This window comes from Stenotrophomonas sp. FR024 (assembly GCF_047500745.2).
Classification (GTDB): Bacteria; Pseudomonadota; Gammaproteobacteria; order Xanthomonadales; family Xanthomonadaceae; genus Stenotrophomonas; species Stenotrophomonas maltophilia_A.
Genome location: NZ_JAXAXM020000007.1, coordinates 26,589 through 46,612 on the forward strand (window position 1 = coordinate 26,589; position 20,024 = coordinate 46,612).

At 62.6% G+C, this 20,024-nt stretch carries 13 protein-coding genes and 1 riboswitch; of the genes, 5 read left to right on the plus strand and 8 right to left on the minus strand.

Going from position 1 to position 20,024, the window contains the following annotated elements:
* Window positions 1–85: 85 nt before the first annotated feature.
* A riboswitch (yybP-ykoY riboswitch) is annotated at window positions 86–175 on the minus strand.
* 233 nt (window positions 176–408) lie between these two features.
* Together ACMZ91_RS09660 and acs are read right to left on the minus strand one after the other, a co-directional pair.
* Window positions 409–1,074: a response regulator transcription factor gene (locus tag ACMZ91_RS09660; RefSeq protein WP_006477308.1), complete on the minus strand. Its 666-nt coding sequence runs from the start codon at window positions 1,072–1,074 to the stop codon at window positions 409–411.
* 79 nt (window positions 1,075–1,153) lie between these two features.
* Window positions 1,154–3,097: an acetate--CoA ligase gene (gene acs / locus ACMZ91_RS09665; protein WP_414578257.1), complete on the minus strand. Its 1,944-nt coding sequence runs from the start codon at window positions 3,095–3,097 to the stop codon at window positions 1,154–1,156.
* Between the two features lie 245 nt (window positions 3,098–3,342).
* On the opposite strand from acs, the gene ACMZ91_RS09670 reads away from it, so the two are divergent.
* Together ACMZ91_RS09670 and ACMZ91_RS09675 are read left to right on the plus strand one after the other, a co-directional pair.
* A complete protein-coding gene (locus ACMZ91_RS09670) occupies window positions 3,343–4,770 on the plus strand; it encodes a DcaP family trimeric outer membrane transporter (RefSeq protein WP_414578259.1) in 1,428 nt (475 codons plus the stop codon).
* A gap of 78 nt (window positions 4,771–4,848) precedes the next feature.
* Entirely contained in the window at window positions 4,849–6,513 is a 1,665-nt protein-coding gene (locus tag ACMZ91_RS09675) for an MFS transporter (RefSeq protein WP_414578261.1), read from the plus strand.
* 125 nt (window positions 6,514–6,638) lie between these two features.
* On the opposite strand, the gene ACMZ91_RS09680 is transcribed toward ACMZ91_RS09675, so the two are convergent.
* Window positions 6,639–7,304 carry a hypothetical protein gene (locus tag ACMZ91_RS09680; RefSeq protein WP_414578263.1) on the minus strand — a complete coding sequence of 222 codons (666 nt, stop codon included), beginning with the start codon at window positions 7,302–7,304 and terminating at the stop codon, window positions 6,639–6,641.
* 282 nt (window positions 7,305–7,586) lie between these two features.
* Between ACMZ91_RS09680 and ACMZ91_RS09685 the strand changes: the two genes are divergently transcribed.
* From ACMZ91_RS09685 to ACMZ91_RS09695, 3 genes are all read left to right on the plus strand, one after another.
* Complete coding sequence (locus ACMZ91_RS09685) at window positions 7,587–8,204, plus strand: hypothetical protein (RefSeq protein ID WP_414578265.1); 618 nt, start codon at window positions 7,587–7,589, stop codon at window positions 8,202–8,204.
* Window positions 8,205–8,258: 54 nt separating this feature from the next.
* The gene (gene tli1a, locus ACMZ91_RS09690; RefSeq protein ID WP_414578266.1) at window positions 8,259–8,798 is read left to right on the plus strand and encodes a Tli1a family immunity protein; all 540 of its coding nucleotides are present in this window, start codon (window positions 8,259–8,261) and stop codon (window positions 8,796–8,798) included.
* Between the two features lie 127 nt (window positions 8,799–8,925).
* Window positions 8,926–10,335 (plus strand): coniferyl aldehyde dehydrogenase, encoded by a 1,410-nt coding sequence (locus ACMZ91_RS09695; RefSeq protein ID WP_414578268.1) that lies wholly within the window; start codon window positions 8,926–8,928, stop codon window positions 10,333–10,335.
* Between the two features lie 61 nt (window positions 10,336–10,396).
* Here ACMZ91_RS09695 and ACMZ91_RS09700 read toward each other — a convergent pair whose 3' ends face one another.
* From ACMZ91_RS09700 to hsdR, 5 genes are all read right to left on the minus strand, one after another.
* Window positions 10,397–12,211, minus strand: a complete 1,815-nt coding sequence (locus tag ACMZ91_RS09700; protein ID WP_414578270.1) for a GmrSD restriction endonuclease domain-containing protein — start codon at window positions 12,209–12,211, stop codon at window positions 10,397–10,399.
* Window positions 12,212–12,238: 27 nt separating this feature from the next.
* Window positions 12,239–13,636: a restriction endonuclease subunit S gene (locus tag ACMZ91_RS09705; RefSeq protein ID WP_414578272.1), complete on the minus strand. Its 1,398-nt coding sequence runs from the start codon at window positions 13,634–13,636 to the stop codon at window positions 12,239–12,241.
* Entirely contained in the window at window positions 13,629–15,167 is a 1,539-nt protein-coding gene (locus ACMZ91_RS09710) for a class I SAM-dependent DNA methyltransferase (protein WP_414578273.1), read from the minus strand. Before ACMZ91_RS09710 ends, ACMZ91_RS09705 begins: the two co-directional genes overlap by 8 nt.
* Window positions 15,157–16,350 carry a Fic family protein gene (locus tag ACMZ91_RS09715; RefSeq protein WP_414578275.1) on the minus strand — a complete coding sequence of 398 codons (1,194 nt, stop codon included), beginning with the start codon at window positions 16,348–16,350 and terminating at the stop codon, window positions 15,157–15,159. Before ACMZ91_RS09715 ends, ACMZ91_RS09710 begins: the two co-directional genes overlap by 11 nt.
* A gap of 93 nt (window positions 16,351–16,443) precedes the next feature.
* On the minus strand, window positions 16,444–19,917 hold the full coding sequence (gene hsdR, locus ACMZ91_RS09720) for a type I restriction-modification system endonuclease (protein WP_414578277.1): 3,474 nt from the start codon (window positions 19,915–19,917) through the stop codon (window positions 16,444–16,446).
* Between the last annotated feature and the right edge of the window lie 107 nt (window positions 19,918–20,024).

Consider the following 20,024-nt stretch of genomic DNA (forward strand, 5'->3'; position numbering starts at 1 on the left):
CGGCGGCTGAGGTCGGGCTAGGACGGACGCACGGCCTGCGCTCGCGCCCAACCTGACGTTGCGCGCGCGGGCCGCTGGTCTCGCCAACCATCATGGTTGTCCACGCCACGGCGCACTGGCCGAGTATGTTGACGTGGACGATTCCTGCGTAGGAATCCGGCTACTCCCCAAGGGGACGCGCAGCTTAGCATCGCGATTCGCGCATGGCGCATTTCCAGCGAAACGCGCAGGCAGGGCTGGTTTGTATAGCGATGGCTATATCGAGAGCGCAGCGGTGCCTGGTAGTGCCGGCCGCTGGCCGGCAGGTGCACCATCAAAAGCGTGCCAAGCAAGCTTGGCACCTACCAATGCGGGTTCAGATGATGTCGCGCGTTTCAGGGGATTGCCGGCCAGCGGCCGGCACTACCTTCAGTCTTCTTCCGGCGGCAGCACGATGGCGTCGTCGTCGATCGCCAGCTTGCCGGCCATCAGCACGGCCTGGGTGCGGTTGGTCACGCCCAGCTTGCGCAGGATCGCGGTGACGTGGGCCTTGATCGTCGCTTCGGACACGTTGAGGTCGTAGGCGATCTGCTTGTTCAAGCGGCCGGCGCCCAGCATCTGCAGCACGCGGAACTGCTGCGGGGTCAGCTCGCGCAGGCGCTGGCCGACTTCGCGTTCCTCGCTGCCGGTGGGCGGCACGTTGTGCGCTTCCGGCGGCGCCCAGGTCTCACCATCGAGGATGGTGCCCAGTGCGTGACCGATGGTGTCCGAATCCGCAGACTTCGGAATGAAGCCCAGCGCGCCGTGGTCGAGCGCGCGGCGCATCACCGTCGCCTCTTCGCGCGCGGACACCACGACCACCGGCAGGTGCGGATGCAGCGAGCGCATGTGCACCAGCGCGTTGAAACCCTGCGCACCGGGCATGTTGAGGTCCATCAGGACCAGGTCGGCGTCGTTGTGCTGGTCGGCCAGCGCATACAGCGCTTCCACGCTGTCGGCTTCGAACAGCTGCACGCCGGGGATGACCCGCTGTACCGCCCCACGCAGGGCTTCGCGGAACAGCGGGTGGTCATCGGCAATCAGGAGGGTGGTCATGGTCGGGGGGAACCGTGGGGGAAAGCAGATGGGGTCAGAGCCCTTTCCTTGCGGAAAGGGATCCGACCCCGGTCGTACATCAGCGCACCTTGCGCTCGTCCACCAGTGACGCCACTACCGACGGATCAGCCAGGGTCGAGGTGTCGCCAAGCTGGTCCGGTGCGTTCTCGGCGATCTTGCGCAGGATGCGGCGCATGATCTTGCCCGAGCGGGTCTTCGGCAGGCCCGGCGCCCACTGCAGGTGGTCCGGCGTGGCGATCGGGCCGATTTCCTTGCGCACCCACGCAATCAGCTCCTTGTGCAGCTCATCGGTCGGCGCCTCTTCGGCCACCAGCGTCACGTACGCATAGATGCCCTGGCCCTTCACGTCGTGCGGGAAGCCGACCACGGCCGCTTCGGCCACCTTCGGGTGCGAGACCAGAGCGCTTTCCACTTCGGCGGTGCCGATGCGGTGGCCGGACACGTTGATCACATCGTCCACGCGGCCGGTGATCCAGTAGTAGCCGTCTTCGTCGCGGCGGCAACCGTCACCGGTGAAATAGCTGCCCGGGTAGGTGCGGAAATAGGTATCGATGAAACGCTGGTGGTCGCCGTACACCGTGCGCATCTGGCCCGGCCAGGAATCACGGATGATCAGGTTGCCCTCGGTCGGGCCGTCCTGGATCTCGCCATCGGCATTGACCAGCGCCGGCTGCACGCCGAAGAAGGGCAGGGTGGCCGAGCCCGGCTTGAGGTCCATCGCGCCGGCCAGCGGCGAGATCAGGATGCCGCCGGTCTCGGTCTGCCACCAGGTATCGACGATCGGGCAGCGGCTGTCGCCGACCACCTCGTAGTACCAGCGCCAGGCTTCCGGATTGATCGGCTCGCCGACGCTGCCGAGCAGTCGCAGCGACGCACGCGAGGTCTTCTTCACCGGCTCCTCGCCTTCGCGCATCAGCGCACGGATGGCGGTCGGGGCGGTGTAGAAGATGCTCACCTTGTGCTTGTCGATGACGTTCCAGAAGCGCGAGGTGTCAGGGTAGTTCGGCACGCCTTCGAACATCAGCGAGGTCGCGCCGTTGGCCAGCGGCCCGTACACGATGTAGCTGTGGCCGGTGACCCAGCCGACGTCGGCGGTGCACCAGTAGATGTCGTCCTCGCGCAGGTCGAACACCGCTTCATGGGTGTAGGCCGCGTACAGCAGGTAACCGCCGGTGGTGTGCAGCACGCCCTTCGGCTTGCCAGTGGAACCGGAGGTGTAGAGGATGAACAGCGGGTCTTCCGCGTTCATGCGTTCCGGTTCGCAGGTGGCCGGCTGGCTGTCCACCACATCGTGGAACCAGCGGTCGCGCGGGGCCTGCATGTCCACCGCACCGCCGGTGTGGCGCACCACCAGCACGGTTTCCACAGTATTGGTGCCCGGCAGCTTCAGCGCGGCATCGACGTTGGCCTTGAGCGGAATCCTGCGGCCACCGCGCAGGCCCTCGTCGGCGGTGATGATCAGCTTGCTCTGGCAGTCGCTGACGCGGTCGGCGATCGAGTTCGGCGCGAAGCCACCGAACACCACCGAGTGGATCGCACCGATGCGTGCGCAGGCCAGCATGGCCACGGCGGCGTCGACGATCATCGGCAGGTAGATGGTGACCCGGTCGCCCTTCTTGACCCCGAGGTTGCGCAGCGCATTGCCGAGGCGGCAGGTGCGCTCGTACAGCTCGCGATAGGTCACGTGCTGCGCCGGTGCATCCGGGCCATCCGGCTCGAACAGCAGGGCGGTCTTGTCGCCGCGCGTTTCCAGCTGGCGATCCAGGCAGTTCACGCTAGCATTGAGCTCGCCATCTTCGAACCACTTGATGTGGAAGTCGGACAGGTCGTAGCTGACGTTCCTGATCCTGGTCGGCTTGCGCATCCATTGCAGGCGCTCGGCGGCCTTGCCCCAGAAACCATCCGGGTCGGTCACCGACGCCTGGTACTGCTGTTCGTACGACGTCTTGTCGATGCGTGCCTTGGCGGCGAACTGCGGATCGACGGGGTAGATATCAGCCATGGCACCCTCACTTGCACGTTGACTTTGTATGTGCGGTCGCAGCATCGCAGCGACCGATCCCCTTCAGTTTGCCCCATCCACCCCCGGCCGCGTCACCACTCTGGTTAGACCATGGTCGAAAGTGAGCGCCCAGCAGGGCCGGGTTCGACCAATGGCGAATAGCCGCTATACATAATCGCCCCGCAGTCTCGGCTCGACCGTGCCCCACGCGCGGCATCACCTTGCCACTTGGGAGAGAGGGCAACATGAGCCACCGTACGTTGAAAGCCGTGCGCAAACCTTTGGCGGCCTGCCTGTTGGTCGCCCTGGTCGCACCGGGCATGGCGTTCGCTGAGACCGCCAAAGAGAAAGCGCTGGAAGCACGCGTTGCCGAACTGGAACGCCAGGTCCAGCTGCTGCTGTCTTCGCAGCAACAACAACAGACCCAGATCAGCCAGACCCAGCAGGCGGTGACCGAAGTCCGCACGGTGCAGGCCGAGCAGAAGCCGGTCGCCTCGATGCCGGCGGGCAAGCAGCCGATCCAGGTCACCACCATCACCCCGGGCGCCGCGCCGGGCACCACGGTCAAGATCGGCGGCTTCATCAAGGCCGATTTCCTCGCCACCCAGACCAGCGATGGCCAGCTGGCCGACGACGCCACCGGCCGCTCGCTGTACCTGCCGGGCCAGACCCCGGTGGAAGGCGCCGGTGGCAGCGGCAAGCGCTCGGGCACCGATTTCAACGCCCACGCCAAGTTCTCGCGCTTCAACCTGGGCATCGACAACGTGAGCGAATCGGGCAACAAGGCCGGTGCGTTCTTCGAGATGGACTTCTTCGGCAACTCGCTGGGCAACCAGACCGCGACCAATACCTACGGTGTGACCCTGCGCCACGCCTACATGTACTGGAACAACTGGATGGCCGGCCAGACCTGGTCCAACTTCATGGACGCGGCCGCATTGCCGGAAGCGGTCGACTTCGTCGGCCCCACCGACGGCGTGATCTTCGTGCGCCAGGCCCAGGTGCGCTACACCCAGGGCGGCTTCAGCGTCGCGCTGGAAAACCCGGAAACCACCACGCTCACCGGTACCCGCAACCCGGTCACCGGCGCCTGGACCAACACCAGCGCCAACTCCGACCGTGGCAGCCTGCCTGATCTGACCATGCGCTATGGCTGGAAGGGCGACTGGGGCACCTTCGGTGTCGGCGGCATCGTCCGTCAGCTGAAGGTCGACAACCAGGCCACCGGCGCCAAGGCCGACAAGGTGGCCGGCGGCCTGACCCTGGGCGGCAAGTGGGTGATGGGCGACAGCGATTCGCTGCACTACCAGCTGACCGGCGGCGAAGGCATCGCCCGCTACATCGGCCTGGGCATCACCGCCGATAGTGCCTACGACGTTGCCCGCGACGAGCTCAACCCGACCGGCGTGCTTGCCGGCTACGTGGGCTGGCGGCATGCGTTCTCGCCGAAGCTGCGCACCAACCTGATCTACGCGCGCAGCGACTACGACAACGACAGCATCCTCGGCCCGCTGGTGACCAAGAGCGTGCAGAGCATCCGCGGCAACATCTTCTACTCGCCGCTGCCCAAGGTCGATATCGGTGCGGAGCTGATGTACGGCCGCCGCGAAGTGGAGAACGGCAACAAGGGTGACATCACCCGATTGCAGTTCACCACGAAGTACAGCTTCTGATCGAGTGCCGACCAACGGTCGGCACCTACCTAGATTGAATGCCGGCCAAGGCCGGCATCTACAGAGGGAAAACGTCCCATGTCCAGCACTGCATCAAGCCCGCACAATCCAGCGGGCACCCTGACCAAGGGCCACAAGAAGGTCATCTTCGCATCGAGCCTCGGCACGGTGTTCGAGTGGTATGACTTCTTCCTGTACGGCTCGCTCGCGGCCATCATCGCCAAGCAGTTCTTCAGTGGCGTCAATGAAACCACGGGCATGATCTTCGCCCTGCTGGCGTTCGCCGCCGGCTTCTTCGTACGCCCGTTCGGCGCGGCCTTCTTCGGCAGCCTCGGCGACCGCATCGGCCGCAAGTACACCTTCCTGGTCACCATCCTGATCATGGGCATCTCGACCTTCCTGGTCGGCGTGCTGCCCAACTACGCTTCGATCGGTTTCGCCGCGCCGGTGATCCTGATCATCCTGCGGCTGGCCCAGGGCCTGGCGATGGGCGGCGAGTACGGCGGTGCCGCCACCTACGTGGCCGAGCACGCGCCGGACGACAAGCGTGGCCTGTACACCAGCTTCATCCAGTGCACCGCCACGCTCGGCCTGTTCCTGTCGCTGCTGATCATCCTGGCCTGCCGCATGACACTGGGCAACGAGGCCTTCGAAGCCTGGGGCTGGCGCATTCCGTTCCTGGTGTCGATCCTGCTGCTGGGCATTTCGGTATGGATCCGCCTGCAGCTGAGCGAATCGCCGCTGTTCCAGCAGATGAAGGCTGAAGGCAAGGGCTCCAAGACCCCGTTCCGCGACAGCCTGAAGGGCGGCAACCTGAAGCTGATGTTGCTGGTCCTGCTCGGTGCGGCGGCTGGCCAGGCCGTGGTCTGGTACGGCGGACAGTTCTACGCGCTGTTCTTCCTCAGCAGCATGCTGAAGGTCGATGCCACCACCTCCTACCTGCTGATCGCCGCAGCGCTGGCACTGGGCACGCCGTTCTTCATCTTCTTCGGCTGGCTGTCCGACCGCATCGGCCGCAAGAAGATCATCCTGGCCGGCTGCCTGCTGGCGGCCATCACCTACATCCCGATCTTCAAGGGCCTGACCCACTTCGCCAACCCGGCCATCGAAGAAGCCCGCAGCAGTTCGCCGGCGCTGGTCGTCGCCGATCCGGCCACCTGCTCGTTCCAGTTCGATCCGGTGGGCCTGCGCAAGTTCACCAGCTCCTGCGACGTGGCCACCGCCGCGCTGACCAAGGCCGGCGTGCCGTACGACGTGCAGCCCGCCGCCGCCGGTTCGCTGGCGATGGTGAACGTGGGCAGTGCCAGCGTCACTTCGTATGAAGCCGCTGGCCTGACCAAGGAAGACGGCAAGGCCAAGGCTGATGCCTTCGGTGCGGAGCTGAAGACCGCCCTGACCACCGCTGGTTACCCGGCCAAGGCCGATGGCGCACGCATCAACATCGCCGGCACGATCTTCATGCTGTGGCTGCTGGTGCTGTACGTGACCATGGTCTACGGCCCGATCGCCGCCTACCTGGTCGAACTGTTCCCGACCCGCATCCGCTACACCTCGATGTCGCTGCCGTACCACATCGGCAACGGCTGGTTCGGTGGCTTCCTGCCGGCGATCTCGTTCGCACTGGTGGCCGGTACCGGCAACCTGTACTACGGCCTGTGGTACCCCATCATCATCGCGCTGATGTCGGTGGTGATCGGCGGCCTGTTCCTGCGCGAGACCAAGGACGTGGATATCACCAAGTAGGAATGATGTTCATTGGATGAAGGAGAGGCCGCGGTGCAGACCGCGGCCTTTCTGTTTATGTGCCGGCGATCGGAGTCGGATCCCTTTCGCATGCGAAAGGGCTCTGACCCCGACCGCAGGACGTGCTACTCCGGGCATCCGTCGCTCTGCTCAAACTGCCGCCTTGAAAACGCTTCGATGCAGAACCGACGCTGCGCGCTCTCATCGCCTGCCTGGCGGATCTGCCTGCGCAACTGGTCGGCTTCCGGGCAGCGCGCAGCGCGGGCGACAACGAGGTTGCACCCAGGAACAAATGGGAAGTGCACGTCATGGCGTGGAATGTTCAGCTTCTCGTCCCAGGCCGCGAACGGAAAGAGCACATGTAACAACCCATCTGCAGCCTCGTCTTCGCTCGGTCGCGTGAGGGCGACATCCGGTGCATCCCTGAGCAAGGTGGCATAGGCTTCCAGAAAGCGACGGCCCCGACTATCGTGCTCTGCAGGTGTCTTCGCCTGCCGCAATGCTGTGTAATACGGGAAGAGGCTGTCTACATCGGGTCCGCTGCAGATCACGCCGGACGACCGTGAGCTGTCATTGACAGGGGTCTGTACACGGCAGGTCGAACGCTCAAGCCTCTCTGCAAGCGCCTCGAGCACCCTGCCAATACTGGCACCGGGTGTGGCATCGCCCTCGAGCTCGCCGACCACGGCGGCCAGGCTGTCGCCCACCAATGGGATGTGTTCGTGCTCGGTGTTCAAATCGATTGCCGCGACATCAATGGACTGCTCGCTGGCATCGGAAACTCCGGGCATGAGAAGACATCCGGTCAGAAATGCAAATACGCGTCGCATCTACGCATGTTTTTGGAGGTGGGACACCACCTTCAGCACGCTAACGTCGTGAAGCAATGAAACAAGTACGAATCTACATATCAGCCCAGTACTCAATCGTACCGGTGCGAGGTGACGTATCCAGCCACACGGAACACTGGGGCTTCTAGCAAGAACTGCCAACTTATGACGCAAATGGCCCGAATTCCCTTTGTTCGCCAGTGCGTCCCATAGCATGGGCGATTCATCGAATCGGATCTGGGCATGCGCAGCGTACTTCTGGCAGCGATCATCACTGTCTCAGCGTCATCGCCCGACGCAGAAACGCATGTAGCTGCCGACGGTGCGGCACCGCAGGGAAGCCTGCGAGTCGAGGAAAGATCGCCCGTGATCAAACAACTATGCAAGACAGAGAATGTCTGGCTGTCCTGGAACAACGCCGTACCAAGCGCAACATTGGTGACCTGCGACTGCGGTTGCACATCGCATGACAACTCAGGATGGCTTGTCGAGGCGCAACCGGAAGTCGGCACCTTTCGGGTGCATCGCGTCTCTCTCGGCAAGGTTTTCAGTACCACGGAGTTCCGTCGGGCTGGTGCGCGGATTCAGGACATCGTCTCGTCGCATCCGTGGTGTTCAGCCGCCAAACCGAGCGCTCCAACGAATGCCGTGTTCGCGACGTTGGTGAAGCAGCCCACGGAGTCGGGCGATGAGCCCTACTGCTTTACGCCCCACTTCTTCGTAGGTGATCGGAACTTCCCCCTGAGGAGAAATCCGATGTCGGGCGAACAGTTCTTCGACGCGCCCGCAGCAGAATCGGCGCTGATCGCGCGGGACGTTGAGATCCTGCGTGACTGGAGGCGGGAGTTTGCGCCTGAGTAGGGCATTGGTGCCCTCGGACAAGAAATGAGGGCTATACATTATGGAGTTTCAATGATGTTTGTTTTGAAGCGCGTGGCGCTGGCATTTCTTGCTGGCCCACCTCTGCTCTTATCTTCCTACGCCGTGGATGCCAGTGCGATCTATGGCGTCAACCACACTCATTGGGCGATCAACCGGTTCAGTGTCGATGGCCGTTCAGCCGTTGACATCATTGGGCCGTACCAAGGTGGCGGTGGAGGGTGCTGCTACGGCGCACCAGAGCACTGGTATCCGGGGCTGAAGGTGCGGGTTGACTGGGAAACGGGTGCCGGAAGCTCGGGAGATTTTCCTGGGACAGAGGATTGGTCAAAAGTTCTGGAGTGGGAGAAGAAAATCCTGGCGCAAAAGCGCAGGCACAGCAAAGTCGTCCCCGTCCCGGATTACACCGGCCAGGACGTCTGTGGCATCACCGTGCATTTCCTGCCCTGTGATGAGATTCAGGTCACCACCTCCTGTTATGCCTACGGCAGCCCCGAGTACCCGATCAAGACCCCGCTGCAATTGCCGGAGCCGCAGTCATGCCCGGCACACCGTACCGACCAGCAGAAGACCTAGTGATGGACGGGTTTGCATGCGAGGGTGAACGTATGCAAGCCGGTCGGGAGGTGTCCGAATGAGACCCCGTGCGAAGGCGTGAAGGTCGGCATGCGAGCCAACCACGTCTCGACCCTACAATCGGCCCATGACCACCACCGCCCCCGCCGACCTTCCCGCCCTCCTGCACACCCTGCGCAGCGCCTGGCAGGCCCAGCGCCCTTCGCTCGACCAGCGCGACGCCGACCTGCGCCGCCTGCGCGAGGCGCTGAAGCCGCGCCTGGACGAAATGGCCCAGGCCATCGCCGAGGACTTCGGCCACCGCGCCCACACCGAATCAAAGCTGGCCGATGGCATGAGCGTGCTGTCGGCCATCGATCACCTGCGCCGCCACCTGCGCAGCTGGTCGAAGCCGCAGCGGGTGGGCGCCGGCTGGCGGCTGTGGCCGGCGCGCGCGCAGTTGCGGCCGACGCCGCTGGGCGTGGTCGGGGTGATCTCGCCCTGGAACTACCCGGTCACGCTGGCGCTGGTGCCGCTGGCCACCGCGATTGCCGCCGGCAACCATGTGTTGCTGAAGCCCTCGGAACACACACCACGCACCAGTGCATTCCTGGCCGATCTGCTGGCCAGTGTGTTCCCGCCCGATCGCGTGGCGGTGGTGCAGGGTGGGGCGGATGTGGCGGCGGCGGTGTCCTCGCTGCCGCTGGACCATCTGCTGTTCACCGGCTCGACGGCGGTTGGCCGCAAGGTGATGGCGGCCGCAGCCGAGCATCTGGTGCCGGTCACGCTGGAGCTGGGCGGCAAGTCGCCGGCGATTGTCTGCCGCGATTTCCCGCTGGACAAAGCCGCCGCGCGGCTCGCCACCGGGAAATGGTTCAACGCCGGACAGACCTGCATCGCGCCGGATTACGTGCTGATCGACACCGCGCGCCAGCGTGAGTTCGTGCAGGCGCTGCAGCAGCAGGTACGCGAGCGCTACGGCGATTTCAGCAGCGCCGACGACTACACGCGCATCATCAACGAAGGCCAGTACCGGCGCCTGCAGGGCTATCTGGCGCAGGCGCGCGAACGCGGCGTGCCGGTGATTCCGTTGGCGCAGGTGGATGATGCGCGCGCCGACCGCGAGCGGCTGCTGGTGCCCACTGTGGTGCTGGACCCGCCGGACGACCTGGACCTGATGCGCGAGGAGATCTTCGGGCCGATCCTGCCGGTGCGGGCGTACCCGGATCTGGATGCGGCGCTGGCCGACGTGCTGTCGCGCGACCGGCCGCTGGCGCTGTATCCCTTCAGCCATGACCGGGCCACGGTGGAGCGCATCCTCGGCCAGGTGGTGGCCGGCGGGGTGACAGTGAATGACACGCTGCTGCACTTCGCCGCCGATGGCCTGCCGTTTGGCGGGGTAGGGGCCAGCGGCATGGGCGCGTACCACGGCCGGGCCGGGTTCGATGCGATGAGCAAGCGGCTGCCGGTACTGTGGCAGTCGCGCTGGGCGGCCAGTGACCGGCTGCGGCCGCCGTATTCGAAGATTGCGGGGTTGTTGAAGCTGCTGCTTCGGTAGTGCCGGCCAGCAGCCGGCACTACCGGTAGGTGCCAACCTTGGTTGGCACGCCCATCGGTAATCACGCCAAGGCGTCAGCCTCAATTGGTGCCGCCACCTTCTTGCCCATCGCACCTTCGATCAGAGCCAACAGAGCCAGTTGGCGCTGGTTCCATAGCCTTTCAAAATCATCTGCGCGCAGGGCTTCCGCAGGAATGCGATGACTCGCCAGCAGAGCATCCATGCCAGCGTCATCCAGTTGCACCTGCTTGTGTGCCTGTAGCGAAGACAGATAGCGGGACGGTGCTGAGCCACCAATCATGCGATTCGCCTTGTAGGAGATCGGCGTCTTGTTGATGATCGAGTCATAGCGACGGCGCGGAATATCCTGCTTCTCGCACCAGTCACGCGGGAAGATGTGATGAATGTCCAATGCGATCTCGTCGGCTTCAAGGTCGCGGATTCGCCCCTTCCAGTACAGATCCTGCGCACCCTCGCGCAGTACCAGCACGTTGATGCCCTTGTAGGCGGCACTCAATCTTGACGCAAGCGAAGCCAGGCGATCGATCTGGAAGGCGGCATCGGAGATGGTTCGTGGCTGCAGGGCATCCTGCTCAATCCAGCCCAGCAACTCCTCCACATCATTGGCAATGCGCGTTTCCACCGCGCCGCCATACAGTTCACCGAGCACGCCGCACCAGTACCACTGAGCCAACTTCTGGTGGGTCTGCGGTTCGCGCCACCGCTCATCCGCACCGATCAGCGCCAGTACCGCAGCCAGCGGTGCCAACTGGGTGCGGTAGGGCAGGTCACGCGGGGAGGTAAAGCACTCATGGCGCAGGAATTTGGCGGCACGCATGAAGCCCTGCTCCACCACGTCCGCCCAGCGCTGATAGGCTTCCAGTGGAAGCTCCAGCACCGAGGCGCGTTTGGCGCTCACGGGTGTCACCTGCTTGCCGCTCTTTCCGGCGGCCAGATCGGCGCGTCGCTTCTCCAGCGTATGCAGCATGGTCACGGCCTGCAGGAAATCGGTGTTCTCCACGCTCTTCAGGAGCGGTTCCCTTGCCAGCCGCTTCTGCCGGGAAACAACACCGCGTTGCTGGCTGCCATACCAATCGTCGCGCAGGTTGTAGCCATCGGCGGCATAGGTAGCGGTGACCAGCTCAAATACCGACAGCGGAACGCCGCCCGTATTGACCTTCTCGAAGACCAGACACACAGCTTCCTTGCTGGTTTCCTTCTTAAGCACGATGAGTGGAATCTGATACTCGTTGTAGGCATCGAGCACCTGCTTCTTGAACTCGAAGAACTGCGGTACCGCAGCGGCGTTGTACTGATAGAGATCCTGAAGCCACCCCATGCCTTCCAGAATTTCCGAGCACGGGAAGTACTCCTGCTGGCACTCTAGTTCGCGTGTGGAAAGATCCCGGTCCAGCCTGCGGCCGAAGTCACTGCGTTGTTGACGCGTGCCGTCGGTGGCAATGATCGCCTCGTCCAGGCGGTCTGGCCCCGCCAATGCGGTGGGAATATGGATGTAGTAGTGGCGATCGACCGGCTTGCCTTTGTCCGTCGTGGTCTTCACCGGACCGGACAGCTTGAGTACCTGGGTGAGCGTCGTCAGGCGCTGCTGCCCGTCCAGAATCAGCTTCTCCGGAGGCAGCAGCCCTTCATGCGGGACGTTCTCAACAGGACGCACCTGGAAGCGCACCGCGCCACCCGTCTCTAGCAGCATGACCGCGCCGACCGGGAATGAACGGCCAAGGCTGACCAGCAGGCTGCGCACGTGCTCGTCATCCCAGACCCAGCCGCGCTGGAAGTCGGGCAGCTGGATCTTGCCGTCAACGATGTCCTTGAGGAGATCTTTCAGTGGCAGCTTGGTGCTGTCGAAGGTGGTCATGCGGGCGAGTCCTTTCGAGGTCGATGATCAGTTGGATGCAGCCTTGCGGCCACGCTTGGGTTTGGGTGCAGCAGCGCGCTGGGCGCGGATGCGCTCAAGCAGTACGCTGGCCGGCTCGTCGTTGGGATCCTGGGGCACCAGTTCACCGCGGAAGGCTTTGGCGAGGATGCTTTGGGTCAGGGCGTCAATGCGCTGCTTGGCCTCAGCGACCTTGGCCTCCAGTTGATCGGCTACAGCGAAAAGCTGCTCGACACGGCGCACGATCTCGACTTGCTCCGCACGAGGAGGAAGCAGGATCCTGAGCTCCTTCAAAGCGGGCATATATATGGTCTTCACCGTGGATCCCTGACCAGACTTCAGCAAGTGCTCGCGTGCGGCGATAAATGCATACATCAAGTACTTCGGATGGAGTTCATCGCCGCAGATCCAATTGGCAAAATGCTGAGTCGTTGCCATGGAGCGGCCCATGATGGTGACAAAGCCAACGGAAATGTCGCGCGAGAAGCACACTGTTCCCTTCGGAAGAAGGCGAGCACTGGAATTCTCAATGCCAAGTTCTGTGGGCATGAACTTAGTGAAGAATATTTCCTTGCCGTCAGCAGCACGGATGTCCTGAAGGCTGATCCAGGGCACAGTCCCACCTTCCCAGTAGGCAGGCACACTCTTCCGCGGTGTGTGGCCTGACTCCAAGGTGGCAACGTCTACAAGTTTCCGCCACTTCCAGTCGCCCGGGGCAGTGGCCTCCTCACTCTTGAAGAAGACGAGGGGAGATAGGGGGGGCAACGGCACTTCGGCCGCGGGGTCAGACTTGGCCGTAGCCCGACCCGAAACTGCGGCTGAGAGGATGGAGGCGCGAAAGTTTCGGAGCAGCGCAGGGACTGCATCGATACGAGTCTGGAGGTCATCGACATGTGCCAGCAGCGGATCCAGCTTCTGCGCGATGCGCTTCTGCTCTGCTTCGGGAGGCAAACGGACGGGATAGTTTTCGACAAACGCACGGGGTACGCGTCGCAAGCCAACGGCACCGGTCATGCTCTCCTCGCCCTCTTTGAGGAATTCAGCACTCTTGATATTTGAGAGAAGATAACCTGTCGATATCGCTGAGTCAGCTGGACGAAGAACGTGAAACTCTGAGCTCCCTGCGCCGGCACCGTTTGGCAGGCCATGTGCGACGGCAGCCTTCCCATTTTCAAAGCAGGGCGTAACCTTTGCAAAAATGACGTCGCCATCCTCGAAGTGGGTGTAGGCCTTCTTTACTTCATGCCATGGTCGAACATCGTAGCGTAGAGCATCGCGGAAGTTGGTTGGTGCATGGGACATGGGTACAAAACCCACTTCGACACTGTCATCCCAATTGGATTTGGGACCCAGAGTGCTTATTTCACCGAGGGTTGTTTCGACCCAACCGTCGGGGAGCTTATTCACCACCCACCTCGCCAGATGCCACTTCCAAACCCATCACCTCAGCCAACAACCGCTTCTGCTCCAACGCCTCATCCCCAGCGCCAAGCGCCTGCATCAACGCATCCAGTTCCCTCAGCGCCTCCGACAGCTCCGCCATCGCCTCAGCCGCCAGCACTTCCGGCGCAGGCAGATTGCCCGCATCCACGCTGTCAGCATCCTTCAGCCACGTGATGTCCAACGAATCACCGCGCTCCTTGATCTGATCGCGCGTGAAGCAGCGGAACCGGCCTTCCTCGCCCTCATCCACTCGCGGGCTGCGCCCATTTGCGTCTACTCCGTAAGCCTCTTCAAACGGCTTCAAGTGCACGGGACCAAACGGCGTCCGCTTGCCGAAGCTGGGCATGTTGCTGCGCAGGTCATACACCCACGTAGCGGTCGTGCACCCCGTTTCCTGGCGCGGATTCTCTGCCGTACCCTTCTGGAAGAACAGCACATTGGTCTTTACGCCCTGCGCGTAGAAAATGCCGGTGGGCAGGCGCAGCAGCGTATGCAGATTGCACTTCTCCATCAGGTCGCGGCGGATCTCGGTACCGACGCCAGACTCAAACAGCACATTGTCCGGCAGCACCACTGCCGCACGCCCGCCCGGCTTGAGCCCGCGGTAGATGTGCTGCAGGAAGGCCAGCTGCTTGTTGCTGGTGCGATAGGTCAGATCGTCACGGGTGGGGCCGCCACCGCCCTTGGCGGTACCGAACGGCGGATTGGAAAGGATGACGTCCACCTTGGCCAGTCCTGCACCTGCATTGCCCAAGCTGTTGCCCAGCTGCACCACGCCTTCGCCCTCGCCATCAATGCCATGCAGCAGGCAGTTCATCAGCGCCAGGCGACGGGTACCCGGGACGAGCTCCATGCCGACAAAGGCCTTGCGGCGCTGGAAGCGGCGCTCCTTGTCCGTCAGGGTGTACAGGTCATCGGTCTGTGACTTGATGTACCCATCTGCGGCAATAAGGAAGCCGGCGGTACCTGCTGCAGGGTCTTGAATGGTCTCACCCGGCTGTGGCCTCAGGCAGCGGATGATCGAGTCGATCAACGCGCGCGGGGTGAAGTACTGTCCCGCACCAGACTTGGTCTCGTTCGCGTTCTTCTGCAGGAGACCCTCGTACAGGTCGCCCAGGCCATCCTCGCGTGCGCTGAACCAGTCCAGGCCGTCCAATGCCTTGATCAGCGTCTCCAGATGCCGCGGCTCCTTCAGGCTGGTCTGCGCATCGGCGTAGATGGCCGCGATCATCAGATCATCGCTCTGGCTGAGATCGAGCAGCATGCGCTTGTAGCCGGTCAGCAGCTTGGTACCTGACAGGGCTGTGAGGTCAGGCCACCGGCAGCCTGCGGGAAGCTTGTGTTCGAACGCTTCGTTGTTCTGCACCTGCTCGTATTCCATTTTCAGGAACAGCAGCAACACCAGCTCAGTGACGTAGTCACTGTAGTTGATGCCATCGTCGCGCAGGACGTCGCAGAGGCTCCAGAGTTTCTGGACGATATCGTTATGGTTCATTGGTGCTGTCTTCCATAGGTGCAGTAAGGGCAGGCAGGGACGCGTCCGTTGCCGGCCAGTTGATTTCATAGCGGGTACTGCGGCCGCCGCCGGGCAGGCGGCGCAGGCAGCCTTTTTCCAGCAGGTCGGCCAGGTGGCGGGTGGCGGTGGCCTTGGACACCTTGGCCACGGCCTGGTACTGGCTGGCACTGATGCCTTGCGCGAAACCTCGTTCTCCACCCTCCAGCAGGCGATTCAGTACCTTGGTCTGTTCGGCAGACAGTGGCTGCTCGCGGTGCACTTGCCAGTAGCGCGTTCTGGCCATGACCTTGTCGATGCGGTGCAGCGCCTGCATCAGGCTGGTATGCAGCGTCTGCAGGAACCAGTGCAGCCACGCGGTGATGTCCAATCCACCCTTCTGGGTCGTCTCCAGGCTGAGGTAATAGCCGCTGCGGTCGGCCAGAATGGCGGCCGAGAGCGCATGAAAGCGGATTGCCTGCGGCTGTGACTGGGCCAGTGCAAGGTCGGTCAGTGCCCGGGTCAGCCTGCCGTTTCCGTCATCGAACGGGTGCAGGGTTACGAACCAGAGGTGGGCGATGCCTGCGCGCAGCAGCGGGTCGAGTGTCGCATCCTGGCGGGAGCTGTTGAACCAGTCGATGAAGGCCTCCAGCTGCGACTCCAGGCCGCGGCGGGGCGGGGCCTCGAAGTGCACGCGGGGTCGGTCGATCCTGCCGGAGACGACCTGCATGGGGGCGTCGCCGCGCAACTGCCCGATCTGGATGCGGGTGGTCAGCAGGGCGTCTTCCTCATCAGGAAACAGCCAGTGATGCCAACGCATCAGGCGCGCAAGATCCATGGGCTGCTGCGCGTGACCTGTTGCGTCGAGCGTCAGTGCGGCCAGCCCCTCGCTTCGGGCAGTGGCGCGACGCGGTGCGGCATCGACCATGCCAAGATGACGCGCCAACGATGAACGGACCGAGCCGACATCCAGGTGCTCGCCCTCGATCTCTGAAGAGGTAACGATATTGGAGAGCAGCGCGTCGAGGGCCTGCTCGCACTGCGTGTCACCCGCAACCGCCCCGGCCATGCCCAGCAGTTGGCCATACGCCTGCTGGCATTCGCGCAGGTCTGTAGCGAGCTCGTCTGCCATCCAGTGAAAGCGCGGCCAGTCGGGCTGCTGCCAGATCCAATGCAGGGGGCTCATGGGCGGATGTCCGGTGCGGTGAGCCGGTCAGGAAAACTTATTTGGCTCATTCGGTGAGCCGATTATGCATCCTAATCGGCTCATCCGCTATATTCAACCTGCCTGTTCCCAGACAGTTTCGCCCAAGGTGTCGAGCACATGGTCCAGCCTGCCTTCCAGCAGGCGATCAAGCTGCGGCGCGCCGCCATCCCCGATGAAGACCCGTTGAACGTCTTCACGGTCCATGACGACTTCATGCACCAGTTGCTGGGCCAAGCGGCCCAGCCATTTTCGCTGCATCGGCGTCCACGCCTGCTGAGCGTAGATACCTCGCATTGCCCGCTCTACGCGCTGCTCGAAGGGTACAAGCGCTTCCCCCAATGCCGCACGCCGGATGTGGCCGATGATGCTGGCTGCAACTTCCTGCTGGGTGCTGTCACGCCAGGCGCCCCGCAGATGCGCCTCACTGTAGCCATTCTGGTCCAGCAGCAGGCGAACCTCCTTCAACTGTGCCCGGGTCAGGTCTCGCGGCCGGTTGACGATGACACTCAGGGCCGCGGATTGGTTGATCTGATCCCGAATGAATGCGTTGAAGCTGTCCAGATAGTCCTCCGGAGCCTCATTCACGCCATAGCTCTGCTCGCGTGAGAGCAGTTCGTCTTGATGCTCGGCAATGATGGGGTAACGCTCGGTTCCCAACAGCTGGTTCACTTCCTGCAGTTGTTGCGGCAAGTTGGAATGACGCTTCAGGAACGAGGCTGCCTCACGTGCTCCCAGTCCATGCAGATGCTTGTGCAGCTGTGAAGGCGGCACACCCCATTCGGCCTCCAGCGCATCGAGCTTCTCGCGTACATCTTTCCTGCGCTCAGCCTTATGCTCGGCCTGGCGCAGCACACGCATGATGCGTTGGCTCAGTTGGGCCAGCGCATCATCCGCATGGCTTCCGCCTTCATTGCCTGGTGCGCTGAAGCTCGCTTCATGGCCAAGCTCACCAATGAGTTGCTCGATACTGACGTTCGGGTCCTTAACGAGCGGTTTCATGGTGTCCACCTCTTCAAGGGCGGCATACAGATCCACCGGATCGAAGATGTGGAATACGGTCTTGCCGATCTCATCACAGCGACGGGTCGCGCGCCCCTTCATCTGTTCATAGAGGATGCGCGAGCGGACCCGACGCATGAAGACCAGATTGCTGATGGTGGGCACGTCGATGCCGGTGGTAAGCAAATCAACGGTAATTGCGATATTGGGATAGCGCTCATTCTTGAAGCAACGAATGAGCTGGTCGACCTTGTCGCTATCCCCGACAATGACCGCGACGCTCGCCTGATTGTACTGATCGCCATGCATGGCCTTCAGTGCTTCATCCAGCCGGTTCTTGACGTGCTCTGCGTGCTTCTTGCTGACACAGAAGATCAGCGTCTTCTCCTCGCCATCAGGATCAAGTTCCTTGGCAAGCTGCTCACAGACGACCCGATCAAAATTGGGTGTAATGACACGACGGTTGAACGACTCGATATTGAAATCAAGCTCGTCCTCCAGCTCCGCGGTGTCCACTTCGCCCGTGTGGATGTTGACCACACTGACCTGATCTCCACTGTCGAAATGAATGCCGTTGCGGCTGAGCAGTGTTTCGAAACGGATCGGGGGCTCGTGGTCGATCAGCCAATCGTCAGCTACAGCTTCCCGATAGCTGTAGGTGTAGATGGGCTTTCCGAAAATTTCGGTTGTGTGCTTGGCCGGGGTCGCTGTCAGACCAATTCGGCAGGCATCAAAGTAGTCCAGAACCCGGCGATACTGCGACAGGTACTGCGCATGATCGCGCACGGCCAGCTCACCCTCGGTCATGTCCTGGTCGAGGGTGTAGCCGCGGTGGGCCTCGTCGACCACGATGCAATCGAACGTTCCGATTGCTGGCGGCGTGTCCGAATGGAAGATGCGCCTTACCATTGCCTGTACGGTTGCGACCTGAACTCGTGTCTCGTCGGCAGTTCGCGTGTCATCCAACCCGTCGAGGTTGTAGATCTGGGCCAGAGTCTGATTCTGTTCCAGCGTCATCTCGGCCATTGCTTCACTGGCCTGTGTGCCTAGTGCCGAGCGATCCACAAGGAACAGGATGCGATTGAACCGCTCGCTCTTGAGCAACCGGTAGATCAATCCGATCATGGTGCGCGTCTTGCCAGTACCGGTGGCCATTGCCAACAGACAGTTGCGCTCGCCGGTGGCGAGGGCCTCTTCCACGGCATGGATCGCATGCTGCTGGTAGTCGCGCAAGCGAAGGTAGCTCATACCTTCATGTTCGAGCTCCGCCTCTGCCTTGGCGCGGTCCCGCTTGAGCTGGTCCAGAATATCCGCTGGGGTATGGAAACCGTGCAGTGCGCGCCGCAGATTGGAGGGCGAGCGAAGATCGCGGAACCAGACACCCGACTGTTCGGCAAGTTGCTTGACGAATGGACGTCCATTGCAGGCGAATGCCAAGGGTACTTGGAACGTTCCACTCTGGCCGTCCTCCCAGCCAGCATGCAAGCCTGCACCGGCCCACGCCATTTCGACGCCACCCTCAGCGGTCAGGTCGCGCGCATAGCGCTCGGCTTGAGGAATGCGATCGGCGACATTGACCCCCTTGCGCTTGGCCTCAACGATGGCAACAGGCGTCAGACCGATGAAAAGCACATAGTCTGCATTGGCATGAGGTACAGAGGTTGGCCATTCCGCAATGGCCAGGTTGCGGCCCTTCTCCGGACGGACGCCTTTCGCGTAGGTGAGCTCCAGCGAGTCGGCTTCCCATCCCGCATCTCGAAGCTGCTGGTCAATCAGGATGCGGGTGAGATCTTCGCTCAGCTCGAAGCTAGCGCTGGATCGCTGTGTGCTCCGGGCAACCTGCTGCGTCGCGTTCGTTGCGACCCCGACGGAAGCTTGAAGGTCCGCTACACGTTGCTCGAACTCTGCCCGAAGCTGCTGTAGTTCCTGTTCGCGCTGAGCGACTGCCGCTGCGAGCTCCCGGGCCTCGGCATCCATAGCCTCAGCCAATTCTGCATTGAGTTGTACCTCGCGCTCTTTCAGGTCAATCAGGGCTTTGCTCTGATCGTGCTGCTGACGCGCGGCATCCAGCTCGGCTTGCAGTTGGCCGACCTGATGCTGGATCTCACGCAGGGGTGCTGCAGGATCCTTGGGGGGGAGGAACGGGCCCGGCTTGAACTGGGCTGCGTTGGCGCCAAAAGCACGGTGGTACCAGATCGCCAGTTCCCGCGCGACTTTGAGGCCGTCCATGGCTTCACGATGCTGGGTGGCAAATTCGTGCGTCGCCTTGTTGCCCTCGACACGAAGGACCCGGAACAGGTCTTGCACCTTCGGATCCAATTGCAGTTCACGGCCCAACTGATACAACAGGCTGGCTTGACTGGTCTGGGAATCCCGACGAATGGCGGCACGGGCGGCAAGGTCCTGTGCGATGGCCTCGCCAAGTTGCCTCAGCTTGATCAGCGTCGTGTTGGGATCACTGGCGAAGACCTGTTCGGCCATCATCGCCAGCTTCAGGAAGACGGGATCGTGTTCCTGCAGGAAGTGAAAGTTGCTGTCGGCAGTCACACGCGTATCCATACAGGGGCGCTCGGCGGCGGGTGGCATCTTGCGGCAGCGATCATATCCCAGGCGCCAATTTCGGTCATGTTCGGCCAAAAGTCGAAAGCGTCGGT

Bases quoted from the DNA above. Each gene is read 5' to 3' on its own strand.
- ACMZ91_RS09715 (WP_414578275.1), bottom strand. From the start codon at position 16,350: ATGAGCCCCCTGCATTGGATCTGGCAGCAGCCCGACTGGCCGCGCTTT.
- ACMZ91_RS09670 (WP_414578259.1), top strand. From the start codon at position 3,343: ATGAGCCACCGTACGTTGAAAGCCGTGCGCAAACCTTTGGCGGCCTGC.
- acs (WP_414578257.1), bottom strand. From the start codon at position 3,097: ATGGCTGATATCTACCCCGTCGATCCGCAGTTCGCCGCCAAGGCACGC.
- ACMZ91_RS09680 (WP_414578263.1), bottom strand. From the start codon at position 7,304: ATGCCCGGAGTTTCCGATGCCAGCGAGCAGTCCATTGATGTCGCGGCA.
- ACMZ91_RS09685 (WP_414578265.1), top strand. From the start codon at position 7,587: ATGCGCAGCGTACTTCTGGCAGCGATCATCACTGTCTCAGCGTCATCG.
- ACMZ91_RS09710 (WP_414578273.1), bottom strand. From the start codon at position 15,167: ATGAACCATAACGATATCGTCCAGAAACTCTGGAGCCTCTGCGACGTC.
- ACMZ91_RS09675 (WP_414578261.1), top strand. From the start codon at position 4,849: ATGTCCAGCACTGCATCAAGCCCGCACAATCCAGCGGGCACCCTGACC.
- ACMZ91_RS09660 (WP_006477308.1), bottom strand. From the start codon at position 1,074: ATGACCACCCTCCTGATTGCCGATGACCACCCGCTGTTCCGCGAAGCC.
- ACMZ91_RS09695 (WP_414578268.1), top strand. From the start codon at position 8,926: ATGACCACCACCGCCCCCGCCGACCTTCCCGCCCTCCTGCACACCCTG.
- tli1a (WP_414578266.1), top strand. From the start codon at position 8,259: ATGTTTGTTTTGAAGCGCGTGGCGCTGGCATTTCTTGCTGGCCCACCT.
- ACMZ91_RS09700 (WP_414578270.1), bottom strand. From the start codon at position 12,211: ATGACCACCTTCGACAGCACCAAGCTGCCACTGAAAGATCTCCTCAAG.